The sequence below is a fragment of the Bacillus sp. TSO22 genome (assembly GCF_020223595.1).
GTDB lineage: Bacteria > Bacillota > Bacilli > Bacillales > Bacillaceae > Bacillus > Bacillus inaquosorum.
This window is the reverse complement of the sequence record NZ_JAHAWO010000001.1, coordinates 730,748-747,236: the sequence shown is the minus strand read 5'-3', so window position 1 is coordinate 747,236 and position 16,489 is coordinate 730,748. Positions and strand designations below refer to the sequence as shown.

At 45.7% G+C, this 16,489-nt stretch carries 21 protein-coding genes and 2 pseudogenes; 7 read left to right on the top strand and 16 right to left on the bottom strand.

Translation table 11 applies throughout. The features are described 5' to 3' along the window. Positions 1 to 4: 4 nt before the first annotated feature. Both KHQ79_RS04110 and nudF read right to left on the bottom strand, forming a co-directional pair. Positions 5 to 1,168, bottom strand: coding sequence for a TIGR00375 family protein (locus KHQ79_RS04110; protein WP_225514250.1), 1,164 nt, complete (start codon positions 1,166 to 1,168; stop codon positions 5 to 7). Next, positions 1,165 to 1,722 (bottom strand): ADP-ribose pyrophosphatase, encoded by a 558-nt coding sequence (gene nudF, locus KHQ79_RS04105; protein WP_003236762.1) that lies wholly within the window; start codon positions 1,720 to 1,722, stop codon positions 1,165 to 1,167. The genes KHQ79_RS04110 and nudF overlap by 4 nt, the downstream gene beginning before the upstream one ends. A 73-nt stretch (positions 1,723 to 1,795) precedes the next feature. Here nudF and mciZ point away from each other — a divergent pair, with 73 nt between their 5' ends. Next, entirely contained in the window at positions 1,796 to 1,918 is a 123-nt protein-coding gene (mciZ, locus tag KHQ79_RS04100) for a Z-ring formation inhibitor MciZ (RefSeq protein ID WP_003236763.1), read from the top strand. Positions 1,919 to 1,981: 63 nt separating this feature from the next. Further along, positions 1,982 to 2,902 (top strand): aldo/keto reductase, encoded by a 921-nt coding sequence (locus tag KHQ79_RS04095; RefSeq protein WP_148981930.1) that lies wholly within the window; start codon positions 1,982 to 1,984, stop codon positions 2,900 to 2,902. Positions 2,903 to 2,934: 32 nt separating this feature from the next. Here KHQ79_RS04095 and KHQ79_RS04090 read toward each other — a convergent pair whose 3' ends face one another. Further along, a complete protein-coding gene (locus tag KHQ79_RS04090; RefSeq protein ID WP_225514249.1) occupies positions 2,935 to 3,159 on the bottom strand; it encodes a YqkE family protein in 225 nt (74 codons plus the stop codon). Positions 3,160 to 3,322: 163 nt separating this feature from the next. On the opposite strand from KHQ79_RS04090, the gene KHQ79_RS04085 reads away from it, so the two are divergent. After that, positions 3,323 to 4,240, top strand: a complete 918-nt coding sequence (locus KHQ79_RS04085; RefSeq protein WP_003236766.1) for an alpha/beta hydrolase — start codon at positions 3,323 to 3,325, stop codon at positions 4,238 to 4,240. Positions 4,241 to 4,280: 40 nt separating this feature from the next. Here KHQ79_RS04085 and KHQ79_RS04080 read toward each other — a convergent pair whose 3' ends face one another. The 7 genes and pseudogenes from KHQ79_RS04080 to KHQ79_RS04050 form a co-directional block, all read right to left on the bottom strand. Further along, on the bottom strand, positions 4,281 to 4,520 hold the full coding sequence (locus KHQ79_RS04080; RefSeq protein WP_003236767.1) for a YqkC family protein: 240 nt from the start codon (positions 4,518 to 4,520) through the stop codon (positions 4,281 to 4,283). A gap of 13 nt (positions 4,521 to 4,533) precedes the next feature. Further along, a complete protein-coding gene (locus KHQ79_RS04075) occupies positions 4,534 to 4,857 on the bottom strand; it encodes an iron-sulfur cluster biosynthesis family protein (protein ID WP_003226552.1) in 324 nt (107 codons plus the stop codon). Then, positions 4,854 to 5,885, bottom strand: a complete 1,032-nt coding sequence (locus tag KHQ79_RS04070) for a GNAT family N-acetyltransferase (protein WP_225514248.1) — start codon at positions 5,883 to 5,885, stop codon at positions 4,854 to 4,856. The genes KHQ79_RS04075 and KHQ79_RS04070 overlap by 4 nt, the downstream gene beginning before the upstream one ends. Next, positions 5,878 to 6,223: pseudogene (locus tag KHQ79_RS04065) on the bottom strand (antibiotic biosynthesis monooxygenase family protein). The gene KHQ79_RS04070 and the pseudogene KHQ79_RS04065 overlap by 8 nt, the downstream one beginning before the upstream one ends. Positions 6,224 to 6,233: 10 nt before the next feature. Next, positions 6,234 to 6,704 (bottom strand): GNAT family N-acetyltransferase, encoded by a 471-nt coding sequence (locus KHQ79_RS04060; protein WP_225514247.1) that lies wholly within the window; start codon positions 6,702 to 6,704, stop codon positions 6,234 to 6,236. Positions 6,705 to 6,892: 188 nt separating this feature from the next. Beyond that, entirely contained in the window at positions 6,893 to 7,234 is a 342-nt protein-coding gene (locus KHQ79_RS04055; protein ID WP_225514246.1) for a YolD-like family protein, read from the bottom strand. Beyond that, the gene (locus KHQ79_RS04050; protein WP_225514245.1) at positions 7,231 to 8,469 is read right to left on the bottom strand and encodes a DNA polymerase IV; all 1,239 of its coding nucleotides are present in this window, start codon (positions 8,467 to 8,469) and stop codon (positions 7,231 to 7,233) included. Before KHQ79_RS04050 ends, KHQ79_RS04055 begins: the two co-directional genes overlap by 4 nt. Positions 8,470 to 8,636: 167 nt before the next feature. On the opposite strand from KHQ79_RS04050, the gene KHQ79_RS04045 reads away from it, so the two are divergent. Then, positions 8,637 to 8,843, top strand: a complete 207-nt coding sequence (locus tag KHQ79_RS04045; RefSeq protein WP_003226541.1) for a YqzH family protein — start codon at positions 8,637 to 8,639, stop codon at positions 8,841 to 8,843. A gap of 160 nt (positions 8,844 to 9,003) precedes the next feature. Here the strand turns inward: KHQ79_RS04045 and KHQ79_RS04040 are convergent, their stop codons facing one another. Beyond that, positions 9,004 to 9,207: a hypothetical protein gene (locus tag KHQ79_RS04040; RefSeq protein ID WP_003236777.1), complete on the bottom strand. Its 204-nt coding sequence runs from the start codon at positions 9,205 to 9,207 to the stop codon at positions 9,004 to 9,006. Positions 9,208 to 9,445: 238 nt separating this feature from the next. On the opposite strand from KHQ79_RS04040, the gene KHQ79_RS04035 reads away from it, so the two are divergent. Then, the gene (locus KHQ79_RS04035) at positions 9,446 to 10,678 is read left to right on the top strand and encodes an MDR family MFS transporter (RefSeq protein WP_003236779.1); all 1,233 of its coding nucleotides are present in this window, start codon (positions 9,446 to 9,448) and stop codon (positions 10,676 to 10,678) included. 50 nt (positions 10,679 to 10,728) lie between these two features. After that, positions 10,729 to 10,887: a hypothetical protein gene (locus KHQ79_RS04030; protein ID WP_187441459.1), complete on the top strand. Its 159-nt coding sequence runs from the start codon at positions 10,729 to 10,731 to the stop codon at positions 10,885 to 10,887. 25 nt (positions 10,888 to 10,912) lie between these two features. Here the strand turns inward: KHQ79_RS04030 and KHQ79_RS04025 are convergent. From KHQ79_RS04025 to KHQ79_RS04005, 5 genes and pseudogenes are all read right to left on the bottom strand, one after another. Next, positions 10,913 to 11,023 (bottom strand): annotated as a pseudogene (locus KHQ79_RS04025) (VOC family protein); the annotation flags it as partial. Positions 11,024 to 11,027: 4 nt separating this feature from the next. Continuing rightward, the gene (gene coaA / locus KHQ79_RS04020; protein WP_003236785.1) at positions 11,028 to 11,987 is read right to left on the bottom strand and encodes a type I pantothenate kinase; all 960 of its coding nucleotides are present in this window, start codon (positions 11,985 to 11,987) and stop codon (positions 11,028 to 11,030) included. A gap of 71 nt (positions 11,988 to 12,058) precedes the next feature. Then, positions 12,059 to 13,393: a D-serine ammonia-lyase gene (gene dsdA / locus KHQ79_RS04015; protein WP_225514244.1), complete on the bottom strand. Its 1,335-nt coding sequence runs from the start codon at positions 13,391 to 13,393 to the stop codon at positions 12,059 to 12,061. Positions 13,394 to 13,471: 78 nt separating this feature from the next. Beyond that, complete coding sequence (locus KHQ79_RS04010; RefSeq protein WP_019258824.1) at positions 13,472 to 14,251, bottom strand: SDR family NAD(P)-dependent oxidoreductase; 780 nt, start codon at positions 14,249 to 14,251, stop codon at positions 13,472 to 13,474. Positions 14,252 to 14,256: 5 nt separating this feature from the next. Next, positions 14,257 to 15,216, bottom strand: a complete 960-nt coding sequence (locus KHQ79_RS04005) for an MBL fold metallo-hydrolase (RefSeq protein ID WP_225514243.1) — start codon at positions 15,214 to 15,216, stop codon at positions 14,257 to 14,259. A 401-nt stretch (positions 15,217 to 15,617) separates the two neighbouring features. Here KHQ79_RS04005 and proC point away from each other — a divergent pair, with 401 nt between their 5' ends. After that, positions 15,618 to 16,454 carry a pyrroline-5-carboxylate reductase gene (proC, locus tag KHQ79_RS04000; RefSeq protein WP_003236795.1) on the top strand — a complete coding sequence of 279 codons (837 nt, stop codon included), beginning with the start codon at positions 15,618 to 15,620 and terminating at the stop codon, positions 16,452 to 16,454. Positions 16,455 to 16,489 lie beyond the last annotated feature (35 nt).

Genomic DNA, 16,489 nt, shown 5'->3' with positions numbered 1-16,489 from the left:
TAACTCACGGTTTAATTTTTCCGTAAGTTCCTCCTCCCCCGGCTTTCAATTCCAGCTTTCCGGATCTCGCTTTTACAATAAGCGCCGCGGTTTTCGGCGGGACAACGCGAGCCAAATCTTCTTCTGCAGCCTCATGAAGAACAGCCATTTCTGTTCCGAAGGCTTTTTTTAGTTTGTCCAGCGTTTTCGGACCGACACCCGGAACAAATTGCAGCGGAATCTGATGAACATATCGCGGACGCGAGACGCGAACTTCAGCCTGATCACTCAATTCACGCAATCTTTCGCTGACTCCCTTGGTAAATCTGGAATTTCCGCAATTCGCGCACGCCGTTTCCCCGCTCACCGCAGGTTCTCCGCACGCTTCACAAGCCGTCTGATAATATTTCCCCAGTAACGGGTCCAAGCCGTAATTTGCGGCAATTGTTCTGTCACCCTGTCCTCTTAATGCAAGAGCAAATTCAGTAAAATCAGCTGACTGTACATATAGTTCATTATATTCTCTGCCGATTTTCCCTAACGAATGCGCATCAGAATTTGTTAAAAAAGGATACTGATTCAATTCAGATACGTGGGAAGCCATGTCTGTATCACAGCTTAACCCAAGCTCCACCGCATCTATCATAGAGGGATCAAAAACCTCGGTTAAGCTTGATTTAACCCCTTTTCCATATAAGCTTTTATGCGGTGTAAAGATATGGGCGGGGATAAACAGCCCGCCCATTTCCTTCACTTTTTTTTGCAGGTTCAAGCCCGTTTCATATATCCGCTGCGAGCTTAAATGAATATTTTTCAGCCGCGCTGACAGCCAGTTTGAAAATTGTTTCATATCAGCCAGCGTCGGCAAAAAGACGAGCACATGGATTGGCCCGCTGCAGGCTTCATCATAGATCTCCAGCTCGCTCCCCATCAAAAGAGTCGTGCTGCGGTAGCGAATTCCACCGCCGTCAAGCTCGCGATATTTTCCGGATGAAATGCCTTCCTCAAGCTCCAGGATGACTTCCGGAGAATGACAGTCGATAATACCAAGAAGTTCAATCCCTTTATGTTCACTGGCTTCAACCAAAATTCGGTCCAGCGTCAGTGTTTTGGCGCCTGTTATTTTGACAGCCCTTCCCGTAAAGGTCCGGCCGATATGAATGTGCAAGTCCGCGTAAATCTTTTTCATTTTTGTGCTTGGAGCGCTTCTTTCAGTTGAAGATACTGAATCGCATAGGCTGTTTTAGCATCATATACTTCACGCGATTCAACCAGCTTCAGCGCCTCTTCAAGCGTCACCTCCATCACTTCAACAAACTCGTCCTCATCAAGCTCCCGTTTTTCTTCGAGTGCAGAAAGCTCTTCAGCAAGAAACACGTGAACGATTTCATCAGCAAAGCCAGGCGAAGTATAAAACGCAGTGATTTTTGTCAGTTTTTTCGCTGTATAACCCGTCTCCTCTTCAAGCTCCCGAAGTGCCGTATACTCCGGCTCCTCTCCTTTTTCAAGCTTGCCGGCCGGAATTTCAACGATCGTCCGTTCAAGCGGCTTACGGAATTGTTTCACCATGACGATTTTCCCTTCATCCGTGACAGCTAATATCGCTACAGCTCCAGGGTGTTTCACAATTTCACGTTTACTCGCTTTGCCGTTTGGCAATTCGACGTCCTCTACATAAAGATCAATGACTTTACCTGAAAAAATTTGTTCTTTGGCAATTGTTTTTTCTTCTAATGGTTTCATTTCTCCATCTCCCGTTCTGTCTCTATATGATGCCCCATACATTTTATCATACTAGAGAAAAGGGGGCTTCTTCGTGAAAGTGCACCGTATGGCAAAAGGTGTTATCTTAGTCGGAAAAGCATGGGAGATTCGGGCGAAGTTAAAGGAGTACGGACGCACATTCCAATATGTGAAAGATTGGGTCTCTAAGCCGTAAAAGTTGAAACTTAAGCTCCTTTATATTACGGTCAATACAAAGCCTAAAAAAAGGAGTGTGCACATGAGAAAGCGCAAACTGGGTACATCTGATTTAGAAATAAGCGAAGTCGGACTCGGCTGTATGTCTCTTGGAACTGACAAAAACAAAGCCTTGTCCATCCTGGATGAAGCCATCGAGCTTGGGATCAACTATTTGGACACAGCAGATTTGTATGATCGCGGACGCAACGAAGAAATCGTCGGTGATGCGATCCAAAACAGACGCCAGGATATTATTTTGGCAACGAAAGCGGGAAACCGCTGGAATGACGAAAGCGAAGGCTGGTATTGGGACCCTTCAAAAGCTTACATAAAAGAAGCAGTAAAAAAGAGCCTTGCGCGGCTGAAAACGGATTATATCGACCTTTATCAGCTTCACGGCGGGACGATAGAGGACAACATTGATGAAACAATTGAAGCGTTTGAGGAATTAAAACAAGAAGGCGTGATCCGTTACTACGGCATTTCTTCCATCCGCCCGAATGTGATTAAAGAATATGTGAAAAAATCAAACATCGTCAGTATTATGATGCAATACAGCCTGTTTGACAGACGCCCTGAGGAGTGGCTTTCACTTTTAGACGAACACCACATCAGCGTAGTCGCCAGAGGCCCGGTTGCCAAAGGGCTCTTAACTGAAAAACCGCTTGATCAAGCGGCAGACAGCATGAAACAAAACGGGTACTTGTCCTATTCATTTGAGGAATTGACAAATGCCCGCAAGGCGATGGAGAATGTTGCTTCCGATCTTTCCATGACAGAAAAATCACTGCAGTATCTATTAGCACAGCCGGCTGTCGCCTCAGTAATTACAGGCGCCAGTAAGATTGAGCAGTTACGGGAAAACGTTCAGGCTGCAAACGCACGGCGTTTAAGCGAAGAGGAAATCAAAGCGCTCCAATCTCATACGAAACAAGACGTTTACGAAGCGCACCGCTCATAACAGAAAAACCAGCACCCTGTATGGGTGCTGGTTTATTTATATTGATGCCAATCCATTTGGCTTTCATTAAGGAGTTCTTCAAAGCTTTTGTTTTTTTCGAGCTCTTTTTTCTTTCTGATCTGTTCTGTTTTTTCTCTTTCCTGCCTCTTTTCATCCTCTTCCTTCAATTGGCTCTTCATCTCCATAAGCTTTGCTTTGATGTCGGATTGAAGGTCGTCTTTTAACTGGTGTTTGTCAGCGGATTTTTGTTTTTTCATGTACGCTTCCCCCGTGTTTTGTTTTGAGGCCAGTTTATCACGGAGCATACAGACTGAACAAGCGGACTCTCTTCTGAAAACTTTTTTGATCAGCACAGCACTATTTAGGTATAATGATTTCAAATATAAATTTCCTGTATTTAGTTGAAAGGTGCTGTGACTTTTGAAGAAAATCCTTTTGGCCATTGGCGCTCTCTTAACCGCTGTTATTGCAATCGGAGTTGTTTTTTCAAATATAATTCTGTTTATCAGGAAAAAGACAGATGAAGACATTATCAAAAGAGAGACAGACGACGGACATGATGTGTTTGAATCATTTGAACGAATGGAGAAAACCGCTTTTGTGATACCATCCGCTTACGGGTATGATATAAAAGGATACCATGTCGCACCGCATGACACACCAAACACCATCATTATCTGTCACGGGGTGACGATGAATGTGCTGAATTCTCTTAAATATATGCATTTATTTCTTGATCTTGGCTGGAATGTGATTGTTTATGACCATCGCCGGCACGGACAAAGCGGCGGAAAGACGACTAGCTACGGGTTTTATGAAAAGGATGATCTCAGCGAGGTTGTCAGCTGGGTCAAGAACAAAACAGATCATCGCGGATTGATCGGAATTCACGGTGAATCAATGGGAGCTGCGACTGCCCTGCTTTACGCTGGTGAACACTGTGATGATGGCGCTGATTTTTATATTGCCGATTGCCCATTCGCACGTTTTGATGAACAGCTTGCCTATCGGCTGAAAGCGGAATACAGGCTCCCGGCTTGGCCGCTGCTCCCCATCACCGACTTCTTTTTAAAGCTGAGGGGGGGCTATCGCGCACGCGAAGTTTCTCCGCTTGCTGTCATTGATAAAATTGAAAAACCGGTCCTCTTTATTCACAGTAAGGATGATGACTATATTCCGGTTTCTTCAACCGAACGGTTGTATGAAAAGAAACCCGGACTGAAGACGCTGTATATTGCCGAGAACGGTGAACACGCCATGTCGTATACAAAAAACCGGGACACATACCGAAAAACGGTGAAGGAGTTTTTAGATAAAATGAAAGATTCAACAGAATAAAAAAGCGAAAGGCCCCTTCGGCTCTTTCGCTTTTTCCATTTCATAAAACGTCGGTAATGCCATCCATATTTTCTCTGATCCATTCAATCGCAAGATCTATCGTTGTAAACTCCTGCGTTTCGAATGTCATTTCATCCTGCAATAGCCAAACATCTTTCTTGATGGATTCTGCTCCTCCGATTGACCAGTGGAGCAAGGTATAGGGATGGTTTTGATTCAGGAAGGATACCCACGTTTTATTCTGTGCTGTGTTCTTCATTGACTTCAGCTTTTGTTCCACGTTTCGTGTCTCCCTACTTTACTAATATGCTCATTCTGGGGCTGAGCATTTCAGCCGGGCTTTTCAGCGCCAGCGTTTTGGCTTTTTCATTGTAATCGATCGTCATTTGATCGTCAAAAAACACTTTTTGCGACGATTGGATATAAAGCGGGATGCCGTTCGTTTCCAGCTGCTCGCACTGTCCTGTTAATTCTTCTGCCAGCCAGATTGTCGGTACACCGCTTACCGCGCAGCCGCATCCTTCTGCATCGTAACGAAGCTGGGCTTTTTTTCCCGGGTTGGCGTCAAACGCCTGCTGCAGTGCCTGTTTTGCTGCATCTGTCACATGTATGTTCATAAGGTGAGACCCCCGTTTTCATCATTTTCGCTATTGTAGCATACAACGCTTCCATTCGCATTGTTTCTGCCTTCTTTCCAGCGCTTCGCATTTTCTTCTGCAGTCTTGATCCAATCATCTTTCCCTTGTATGTACTGATGGATGCTGTCCGGATGCTGGGCCGCCAGCCGTTTTTTGAGAACGGCGTATTCTTTCGCTATTTCTGGATGAGCTCTGAGATAATCTCTGAATAATAGGTGCCTTTCAATTGCAGGATTCCCCTTTTCGTACATATGGACATGATGAGTGCGTTTATTTCCGCCCTTTTGGAAATAACGCCTCCCAGCTATGCCGTTTTCTCCTTTCGGTGTATAGCCGATTGACTTCATTTGTGTATCATATTGGCTCACAGCTTCAATGCTTCTGACTTCAATTAACATATCAATGATTGGCTTTGCCGCCATATCCGGTATCGATGTGCTTCCGATATGATGAACAGCAATGATCTCCGGTCCGAACACAAGCTTCAGCCGCTCCTTTTCTTCACTGAAAAGTTCCGCCCATTTTTCATTGTAGTGAACGACTTTAACATTTCTTTTCGGATACAAATAAAAGACAGACAGCAAAAGATCCTCCGTCGCTTTCACAGTTTCGACCTTTTGAAATCCCGCCTGTGTATAAAGCGACACGGCTGGTTTATTTTTCTCGGCTGTGACTACCTCGATTTTCTCAGCGTCTTCGTTTTGAGCAATGACAAATTGCAGAAGTGCTCGTCCAATCCCTTTTCTGAAACCATCGGGATGCACAACAAGCCTGCAAATGGTTAGATGATGCATGTTTTTCTCATATGAAATGACACCGATCAGTCTGCCGTCTTTCCGATATCCCACAAACTGTTCATGAGATGCTTGAATATCCTTTGCCTTCTCTTGTAAGGCAGGAATACCGTCAAAACCGATTAGCTCTGCTTCTTTTATGTAGGCGGGCTGCTGTACGGCAATAATCTCACGCGCTGTGATGTCTTCCTTATGCTGAAGAAATTCAATCATTCGTGATCTCCTGAAAACAGCCGCTGCCTCTCGACTTTTGTGACGCGGACTGCATACGACTCGTACCAAACGCTTTTTCCTTTTTCTTTTGCCGCTTGATGTTCAGTGTGATGCTTCCAGTGGTTAATTGCGTTCATACTGTCCCAGTAGGAAACCGTTATGCCTCTTCCATCCGCTTCACGAACGCTTTCGACGCCTAAAAATCCGGGCTGACCCGCCGCAAGTGATACCATCCGCTCCGCTGTTTCTCCATATCCTGTATCATTTTCACTTTTGACAGAAGAAAAAATGACCGCATAGTAAGGAGGCTCAGGTGTTTTTGATAAAAAATCCATCATATTTCCCCCTTCATATGTTTTTGACAAACAGTACCCTGTCTTGGCCCGGGCCATCGTAGTTTGCAAACACTGAGATGCCATTTACCGTTTTGGTGCCCTTTTCAATGTCAAAACCCAATTTTGTGTGATACGCGATTGATACCTTATTCACCGGTGAAGTGACGCACTTTACCCGGATGCAGCCTCTTTGTTTTACTGTTTCAATAAATACATCGTATAATTGTTTACCAATTTGCATTTTTCTGAAATCCGGATGCACACCGGAAAAATGGATGTATGCCGTTCCAGGGTCCGATTGCGATTGAAATCCGATTAAAAATCCGGTCATGCTGTTATGTTCAGATGTGATAAAGCTTGTGTCCTGAAAATGCTCAAAAAATAATCTCGGCAATTTTTCTTTCAGCTGTCTGCCGCCCCACCATTCATTCATTACAGACGTTACCATTTCATAATCTGAAGACGTGATTGTTCGAATATCCATTACGATTTGATCTCCCTCCGTCTGGCAAAACGAATGTCAGCTCTTTTTTCTCACAATATAAAAATTATATTTTGCCTGACTGGAATTGTAAATGCCTTCTTTCCTGTATCATACGTTTCCAGACTGCCGAGGGAACAATGTTTGATATTTTTACACATATTTCTCCCCCCAGTGCAGAAGGGATAGACTTAACACAGCACAATATCAAGCACTTGATCAAGCTTCAGCTTATACAGCTGATCCTCGTCTCCTTTTATCCATACTGTTTTTTCAAACTCTTCATACCGGCAGATTTTCCCGGTGCAGCGGACAATTTCACCGTCCTGAAAGCAGCTGACAGTGATATCCTGAGCAAACTCCATCGCGGCGCAAAGCGTTTGATTCATCTCCTCCAGCTTATCAGGATCCAGGATCGGCTTTGGCAGCTTCTGTTTATGGCGCTTTCTCTCAAGCAGGCTTTGTTTATGTTCCGGCAGAAACATCCTGCTTCCTTCCCACAGCAGGTTGCCTCTTTTTAAATGGTCGTTCATTTATAGTGACCTCCTATTTTAGCCGCACGTTCAAATGCCTGGCCTGCCGCTGTCAGTGACGCCGCCCGGATGATGGCTGTGTCGCCGAACCGGTTCTTAATGCCGTCCATCACATAGCCGAGGTTCATTTTCTTTGCATAATCCTGAAATAAATTGAGCTGCCATATGTCATCAGATGAGAGCTGAGACAGATTGACCCCGAGGCGGCGGACAGGCTTCCCGTCCCAAAACGTAAGAAACAGCCGGCATACAGCCTCATATACATCCTGCGTAGAATTAGTCGGCTCCGCCAGCTTCACTTGCCGGTTGAAGCCCGTCGGCCAATCAAAATCAGCCCCCCGGCAGCTCACTGATACCGTCTGCCCCATTACTCCGGCGTTTCGGCTTCGCCTGCACACTTCTTCACTCAGCTCCAGCAGCACGACTTTGATTTCTTTGTCAAAGTGTTCGTAGTCTTTTGGGAGAGTCATTCCATGGCCAATCGCCTTTTGCCCGTCAAGAGATGAAGTTGATACAGGGGAATAGTCGATCCCATTCGCCGTCATCCACAGCACGTGGCCGTTAATGCCCCATTTCTTTTTTAAAAGATCGAGCGGAAAAGCCGCGAGCCCGCCGATCGTGCTAATGCCCATTCGGTTTAAATGATGCTTCATGCGGCTCCCGACGCCAAACATGCTGCCCACCGGGAGCGGCCACATATCAGTTTTCATATTTTCTTTCGTTAAGGTAAAAATACCGTTCTTATTCTTTTTGGCAAAATTGTCGCACGCGATTTTGGCTAGTGCTTTGTTAGGGCCGATTCCGACCCGCGCATAAACGCCGATCTCCCGCATGATTCTGCCCTGAATGCTTGTCGCGATCTCCTCCGGCGTCCCAAACAGCTTCTGGCTGCCTGTAATGTCCATGAATTGTTCATCGATGGAATACGGCTCCACAAGGTCTGTATATTCCTCTAAAATGGCCGTGATTTGCAGTGATACATCAATGTACCGCTGCATACGGGGCCGGAGCACAACAGCTTCAGGGCACTTTTCCTGCGCCTCCCACAGCCGCGAAGCATTCGCCACACCCTTTTGTTTCGCCAGCGGGCAGGCAGCCAATACGACTCCGCCCCTTCTTTCAGGATCACCCGAAACAATGACGGGCCTATTTTTCAAATGTGGATTTTCCGCTTTCTCTACAGATGCATAAAACGATTGCATGTCAACGAGAAAAATCACTTTTCCTTTCATCATACACACCTCTAAAAAAGAACTTATGTTCGCTTTTCTATTATATGCGAAAATATGTTCGTTTTATACTGGTAAATGATTCTTGTCTGACAGAAAATATGATCCAAGGGTGTGAGAGAAGAAAAACATTTAGTAGAATAAAAGCGAAGCATAAAGATAGGAGAGTCATAATGGAGAAATTTGTTGAAAAAATGATGGGGCAGGCACTGCGTCAATACGGCAGAAATGTTGCCATAGATCCGTTAAGCCCGTACGAAAAACAAAGCCTGAAAGCCGCCTTAGAAGAGAGACGGAATGAAGAACCCGATGAGGATCTGCATGCGCATATAGAAGATATCATTTATGACTATGTCACAAATCAAGGACTGTTCTCTTAAACGCTGGTCAAAAGAAAACAGAGGCGCACAGCGCCCCAATCAGACTGTCAGTTCTTTCAGCCGCTGATGCGGCTTCCCTTTGAAAACACCGCCGTGAAATAACAGGCTCAAGCGTGTCATACTGCAGAAGGGCTTGCAGAGAAAGAAAAGCAGGCTTTTCTCACGCTCCATAGATTGATATGGCCTGACAAATCCCCGGCGTAAAAATCACCCGAATGCTCCTCAAAATAAGGCCGCCGCTCCAGTTCGCGTAAATCTTGATCTCATGTCCGGCATCACTGAGCATTTCCGGAACTTGATCCACATCATGATAGGTTGACATCACTGCCTTTAATGTTTCAAACGGACCTCCGTATTCTTCCATGCCCTGCCGAATCGTTTTAAAATGTCTAGCATTCCAGCATCAATTAATATTGTCCTTTTACCCCAGATAAGCGTCAGACATATCGTCATTTTACTTCCGAATGCTTTAACCTCAATTTCAATGATGTCCACACATGGTAAAATGTCAATAACAAAATATTTTGAATTCTCTATTGGAGAAGGGAATTTTTTCATATATGATAGGAAAAGATTCTTACATACAGGAGAGAATACGATTTATGAAGAAATGGAAAAATATCCACCCAATCAGCTGGACAATTATAATCGGAACCATTTTCGGCAGAATGGCCACATCGATGAGTATCCCTTTTTTAGCGATTTATTTAACAGCCATCCAAGGCGCATCAGCGTCCTATGCAGGGCTGGTCATTGCCGCAAGCTCATCAGTCGGCATCCTTGCAAGCTTTTACGGCGGATATATCTCGGACAAATTTGGCAGAAAAAACATGATGCTTGTGTCCATTTTCGGCTGGATGCTGGTATTTGCAGGATTTGCGGCGGCATCTCATCTCTGGGTGTTTTTTGTGGTAAACGCATTAAACGGTCTTTGCAAATCACTGTTTGAGCCAGCTTCAAAGGCTTTGCTGTCTGATATGGCAGAAGAAAAAAACAGACTACTTGTTTTTAATTTACGCTATGCAGCTATTAATATCGGCGTTGTCTTCGGACCGGTACTCGGCCTGTATTTCGGCTCATCTCAATCGACCGCACCCTTTTTGGTGCCCGCAGTCATTTACGGACTATACGGACTCGTGCTTGCCATCCAATTTAAAAAACATCCATCCTCATCAGCATCAGGCCAGTCCCGAAATATGAGCGTGCGGGAAGCATTTATGGTGACGCAAAAGGATCATCTTTTTACAATTGCTTTGGTCGGCATTACACTATGCACCTTTGGCTACTCACAATTCAGTTCAACATTTCCGCAGTATATGGCGCAGAACCCCTTGATCGGCAATGGAACGAAGCTGTACGGGTTGATGCTGACATTAAACGCAATCGTTGTGTTGGCAACGCAGTTTCCCATCGTCCATTTTGCAAAACGTTTTTCGCCGCTTCGCTCCCTGATGCTCGGTAATGTGATGGTTAGTGTCAGCATGGCCATTTTCACCATATCACACGGTGTTTCATCCCTTGTTATAATCGTGGTTACATTTACAATCGGCGAAGTGCTTTTATTCTCTATGATGGATTTGTTTGTAGACCAGATTGCAAAACCAGGATTAAAAGGCACTTATTTCGGGGCAATCGGTTTTTCACAGCTCGGAAACGTCATCGGCCCCTGGGTCGGGGGTATATGTATAGACCTATTTGGCGCTGGCCGGCCGATTTTTATTTTTTCTGTCCTGAGCGGCATCACCCTGCTCGGCCTGCCATTTTTAGCGTTTGCCTATCGGCAGATGAAAACGGAAATGACAAAACACCGGTCCGCGCTGGAAAAGCCGCTTTAAACAAAAAACGGGAGAGAACCAATCTCTCCCGCAAAAATGAGGTGATGCACATGAATATAGGTGATGTGATGTTTCAGCTTTTCGTATTTATCGTGTTTGCCGCTGTCACCTTTGCAGCTGTTACAGGCTTCAAGTATGCGAAGAACCGAAAAGCGCAGCTGGATCGCATTGAGAAAAAGCTTAACAGCCTGCCCGAAGATCACGATTAACCGCTTGGGGCAGTGAGCTCTACCTTAATCCGATCCGGCCTTTTTGAAACTCTTTATAGCCAAGTTCTTTTAAGAACCATCCCCAAAACCGTCGAGACGTTTCCAAATCAGAGACATACAGTTCAATATAATGCACGATATCATACCCGCCTTACCAGCACTTCTTCAACCTTATGCCCGTCTCCCTTACGCAAAATGAGATCTGACCTGAATTTAGTCGGCAAGATATTTTCATATAAATTCGGCCGGTTGACACTCTCCCAAATCGAGGCCGCCATCTCGTCAGCCTCCTGATCAGACAAGTCTTTAAATTTATGAAAATAAGAATCGGGATTTTGAAAAGCTGTTTCCCGAAGCAGACGAAAACGCTCTAAATACCAAGTGAAAATCCGGCTTTCTTCCGCATCCACATAAATCGAAAAATCAAAGAAATCGGAAACAAAAATACGCGGATTTTCCCGGTCATCCTCCAAGGTGGGCGACTGAAGAACATTAATACCTTCAATAATCACAATATCGGCCTGTTCTACAACCTCGAACACACCTTCCTCGCGGTCATAGGTGAGATGGGAATACACCGGAGCCTTTACTCTGTCTTTTCCTGATTTTAAGTCATTCAAAAATTCGAGCAGCGCCTTTACGTCATAGCTTTCGGGAAACCCTTTTCGTGACATCATATTTTTCTTTTTCAGCTCGGCAGTAGGAAATAAAAAACCATCTGTCGTGATAAGGCTCACTTTAGGACGATCCGGCAAACGCGAAAGCAGCTTCTGCAATATCCGCGCCGTCGTGCTTTTCCCGACTGCCACACTGCCGGCGATGCCGATAATAAACGGAATTTTGGCTGAATGAGGGTGCTTTAAAAAAACATTGACATGCTTATTGCGTTCGGCCGCAGACTTAACATGCAAATGAAGCAGGCGAACAAGCGGAATATAGATCGTTTCCACTTCTTCAACAGATAGATAATCATTCAGCCCTTCCACGGCTTTTGCCTCTTCTTCAGAAACAGCAATCGACAAATGTCCCCCAAAACCAGACCAAGACTCACGATTGTGCTTTGTATATAAAGTATGTAAGTTAAGCTCTTTATTTTTCACTGTTTACACCTGACTCTCTGAAGGTTAAAACCCTTACAAAGATTGTAACGGAAAACCCTTTCACTGTCTGCTTATTTTTTCAGCAAATCCGCACCGATTCGGTTATACGCGGCCATTTCTTCTTTTGGAACCATGCTCCCTCCCGTTCCCCAGACGACATGTACGGCATGTTCCATGTTATATTTCTGACTATAACGCCTTCCCTCTTCTGTCGAAAAAAGCTGAATCGGCCCGAACATGCCGGCAAGACCAGAGGGCTCTAAATATTTATTTTCAGATACAGCCAGCATATGAAGCAAGGTATAAAGCGTATTGTCCTTTACCGTATAACAGCCGCTCAGAAGAGGTTCGATCAGCTTACCGACAAATCCTGACGGCCTCCCTACGGCAAGCCCGTCAGCAGCCGTCCGATTATCCAGGCTGATATCCTGGACAGAAATCTTCTCGTGAAGGCCGGAATAAAGCCCCAACAGCATACACGGTGAATGAGTCGGCTCCCCGAAAAACACATGAACATGGTCTCCATATAAAAGCTTCAGCCCGAATGCCACACCACCCGGCCCTCCGCCGACGCCGCACGGCAGATACACAAACAGCGGCGTCTCAAGACTCGGTTGTATATTCATACAGTCAAGCTGGGTTTTTAATCGGCTTGCAGCAACAGCATATCCTAAGAACAGCTGACGGGAATGTTCATCATCAATGAAATAACAGAATGGATCTTGTTCCGCCTGCCGTCTCCCTTCTTTCACCGCTTCACTGTAATCTGATTCATACTCCATGACGGTGACACCCTTTTGGCGAAGGAGATCCTTTTTCCACTGCTTAGCATCGGCGGACATATGCACTGTCACACGAAACCCGAGTTTGGCACCGATGATGCCGATGCTTAACCCCAGATTTCCTGTCGAACCCACAGCAATCGAATAGCGCGAGAAAAACGCGGCAAACCGCTCTTCATGTAAGATGCGGTAATCATCGGTTTCCTGAAGCATTCCTTCTTGAAGTGCCAGCTTTTCAGCATGCTTTAATACTTCATAAATCCCGCCCCGCGCTTTAATCGATCCTGAAATCGGAAGCTCATGGTCGCACTTTAAAAGCCATCTTCCCGGAAATGGCTGCTTGTATGCCGCTTCCAGCTTTTCCTTCATATGCTGCATCTCAAAAAGCGGAGACTCGATCATTCCTTTGGCATCTTTCGTCTCAGGAAACACCTCAGCAATATAAGGAGCAAACCGCCGCAGCCTTTTTTCCGCCTCTGCTATCTCACTTCCCCACTCATCTGCATCGAATAACGGGCCCTCTTTCTTGCCCGGATTTGCCCAGAATACAGGCTCTGCATTAATCAGTTTCTGAATAAACGGATCTTTGAGCAGAACATGAAGGGCTTCTTGATTGATTGACATCCAATGGTTTCTCCCTTCCTCTATAAAAACTGCCTGTGACTATGCCAACAAACCAACTCGCTACAGGCAGTTCCATCGTTATTTTTTCATGAGTACCCGTCCTGCCAGCTTTTCAACGAGAGCTGGAAACAACTGATACAGCTTGGTGCCGGCATTCATTAAACGCGGAAGATTGATCTCCCGTTTGTTGGTTAAAATAGCAGCTGTAATTTGAGCTGCCACGTCATCAGGATCAAGCATCCACCGGCCTACATTTTTGACGTAGTCCCCGTCTTTATCAGCAATGGAAAAAAAGTCCGTCTGAATCGGTCCAGGATTGACTGTTGTCACATAAATGCCGGTTCCCGCCAGCTCCATCCGCAAAGCGTTTGAGTAGCCGAGCACGGCATGTTTTGTCGCAGAGTAAAGACTCGACTTCGGTGTTGCAATTTTCCCTGCTTGAGAAGCGATGTTGATGATATGGCCCTTTTTTTGCTCAAGCATATGCGGAAGCACCGCTTTTGTACAGGCGATCAAGCCGAAGACATTCACATCAAACATCGCTTTCATGTCATCCAGTGTCGAGTCTAAAACCGTTTCAAATATACCGAAGCCCGCATTGTTGATCAGTACATCAACCGAGCCGATCTGATTGCGGACACGGTCGATATCCTCTAGGCGGCCGACATCCAGAGGAAAAATCTCACACTGTCCGCTCCATTCCTCGGTTATTTTCCTTTTGATTTCAATCAAACGATCCTCACGTCTTGCCGACAGCAGGACATGGGCTCCTTCAGCAGCGCATAAATATGCAATTCTTTCACCAAGCCCTCCTGAAGCGCCGGTTATCCAAATCCGCTTTCCCGCTATATGTTTCACCCATTTCACCTCTTCATTGTTCTAAAGTATGCAGTATTTCCTTCCCAATATGACGTGATGGTTTCTTCAGCCGCCAACACATCAAGATGCCCTGCCGTTTCTGACATCGTTAAAAATAATTCCTTTTCATACACAGCAGGAAAAAGCTGCTGGCAGACCTGAAAAGCAGTCATCGGCTTTTCATCCAGCATGCGCCGCACATCCTCCGTCCTGTTCCTCTGTTTGTCAAAACGCTTCTCAATCAGCGCCTGAACGCTGGTGATTGTCTCGCCGTGACCGGGAAACACGATTGTTGGATCAAGTTCAGACAGCCTTCCTAACGACCGCTGATAATCGACTAAAGGCTTTGACCTTATGTCTCCCGCTTTCGGCGCTTCCAGAATCGGGTTAGACGAGCTGTTGGCCAGCAGAAGATCGCCGCCAAGCATTCTCCCGCTTTTTTCATGGAAAAGAACGATATGCGATTCAGCATGTCCAGGCATCTCCAAAACCGACCAGCCCTCAAGCCCATCAATACTCATACCTTCTCTGACTGTTTTCGTCAGGGATCTCGTACAGGAAAATGCGTACGCGGACCGAATGAGCTTTTCTGCCTTTTCCATATCAAAAGGAACGCCTAATTCTGGCAGCAGCTTTTGAAAAAAACGTTTTTGCCAATCCATAAAAGCCTGATCTCGGCTGATATAAGGTTCGTTAAACGGATGTCCGATCACTTCGATTTCATCAGAAAAGACATCAAGCAGGCCTGCATGATCAGCGTGATGGTGAGTCAGTACAACCTGCTCGATATCTGACATTTTCACATTTACAGCGGCAAGCTGCTCTTGAAGGGCTCTGACAGCCTCCTTTGTATTCGGCCCGGCATCGATAAGTGTCAGCGCATCGCCTTTTACTAGATACACGAGAACATCGCCGACAGCAAATGGCGTCGGGACGCGGATCGCAATTACATCTGCAGTTGTCATCCTTTTGCTCCTTGTCTTCATTCATTATTCATATTTTAGCTTTTTCTCGGTCTTGTGTCATTATTGCCGAATGAGAACGGCCCTTTTTGAAAAAGCTATTGACATTAGCTTGTCCGCCATTGCATAATGAACAACAAACTAAAACGAGAACCATTGGAACGCTATGACGAGGAATAATATACAAGGCAATGGCCAAAGAGAGCGATATCCCCGGCTGAAAGATATTGCGGCCCGCTTGTTTGTAGAACCTGCCCTCAGAGCGGTTAGGAAAACCTAAACGTTTCCCGCGTTACGGGATTTGAGCTGAGCATAATCTGTGCTAATGAGGGTGGTACCGCGAACCTTTTCGTCCTTTACGTGATGAAAAGGTTTTTTGTTGTTCTAATAGAAGGAGGATATCAATGAAAAAGATAGGATTTGTCGGCGCCGGGTCCATGGCAGAAGCAATGATCAACGGTATTTTGCAAAGCGGCATCACAAAACCAGAACATATCTATATCACAAACCGCTCAAATGATGAGCGTCTGATTGAATTAAAGGAAACGTACGGTGTGCGTCCATGCAGAGATAAAAATGAGTTTTTCACTCAAACCGATATCATCATCCTCGCTTTTAAACCGAAGGACGCGGCGGAAAGCATTGACAGCATCCGTTCGTATCTCAAGGACCAGCTTGTAATTTCAGTACTTGCAGGCCTTACCATTGAAGCCATTCAGCACTATTTTGGCAGAAAGCTCGCGGTCATTCGCGTCATGCCTAATACTTCAGCAGCCATCAGAAAATCAGCAACCGGATTTTCCGTAAGCGCTGAAGCAAGCCAGGATGATATCACCGCAGCAAAGGCTTTATTGGAAACAATCGGCGATGCCACACTTGTTGAGGAACAGCATCTTGATGCTGTCACGGCGATCGCCGGCAGCGGTCCAGCCTACGTGTACCGTTATATTGAGGCAATGGAAAAAGCGGCGCAGAAAGTAGGATTGGATGAGGAAACAGCAAAAGCACTCATTTTGCAGACAATGGCAGGGGCAACAGATATGCTCCTTCAAAGCGGCAAACAGCCCGCACAGCTCCGCAAGGAAATCACAAGCCCGGGAGGCACAACAGAGGCAGGTCTTCGCGCTTTACAGGACTCCCGCTTTGAAGAAGCAATTATTCACTGTATTGAAGAAACTGCTAAACGCAGCGCTGAAATCAAAAAGCAGTTTGCCGGTGCCGCCTTAGAGAGGCATTCATAGTGTAAGCACAAAGACAGAAGGCACAATGCCATCTG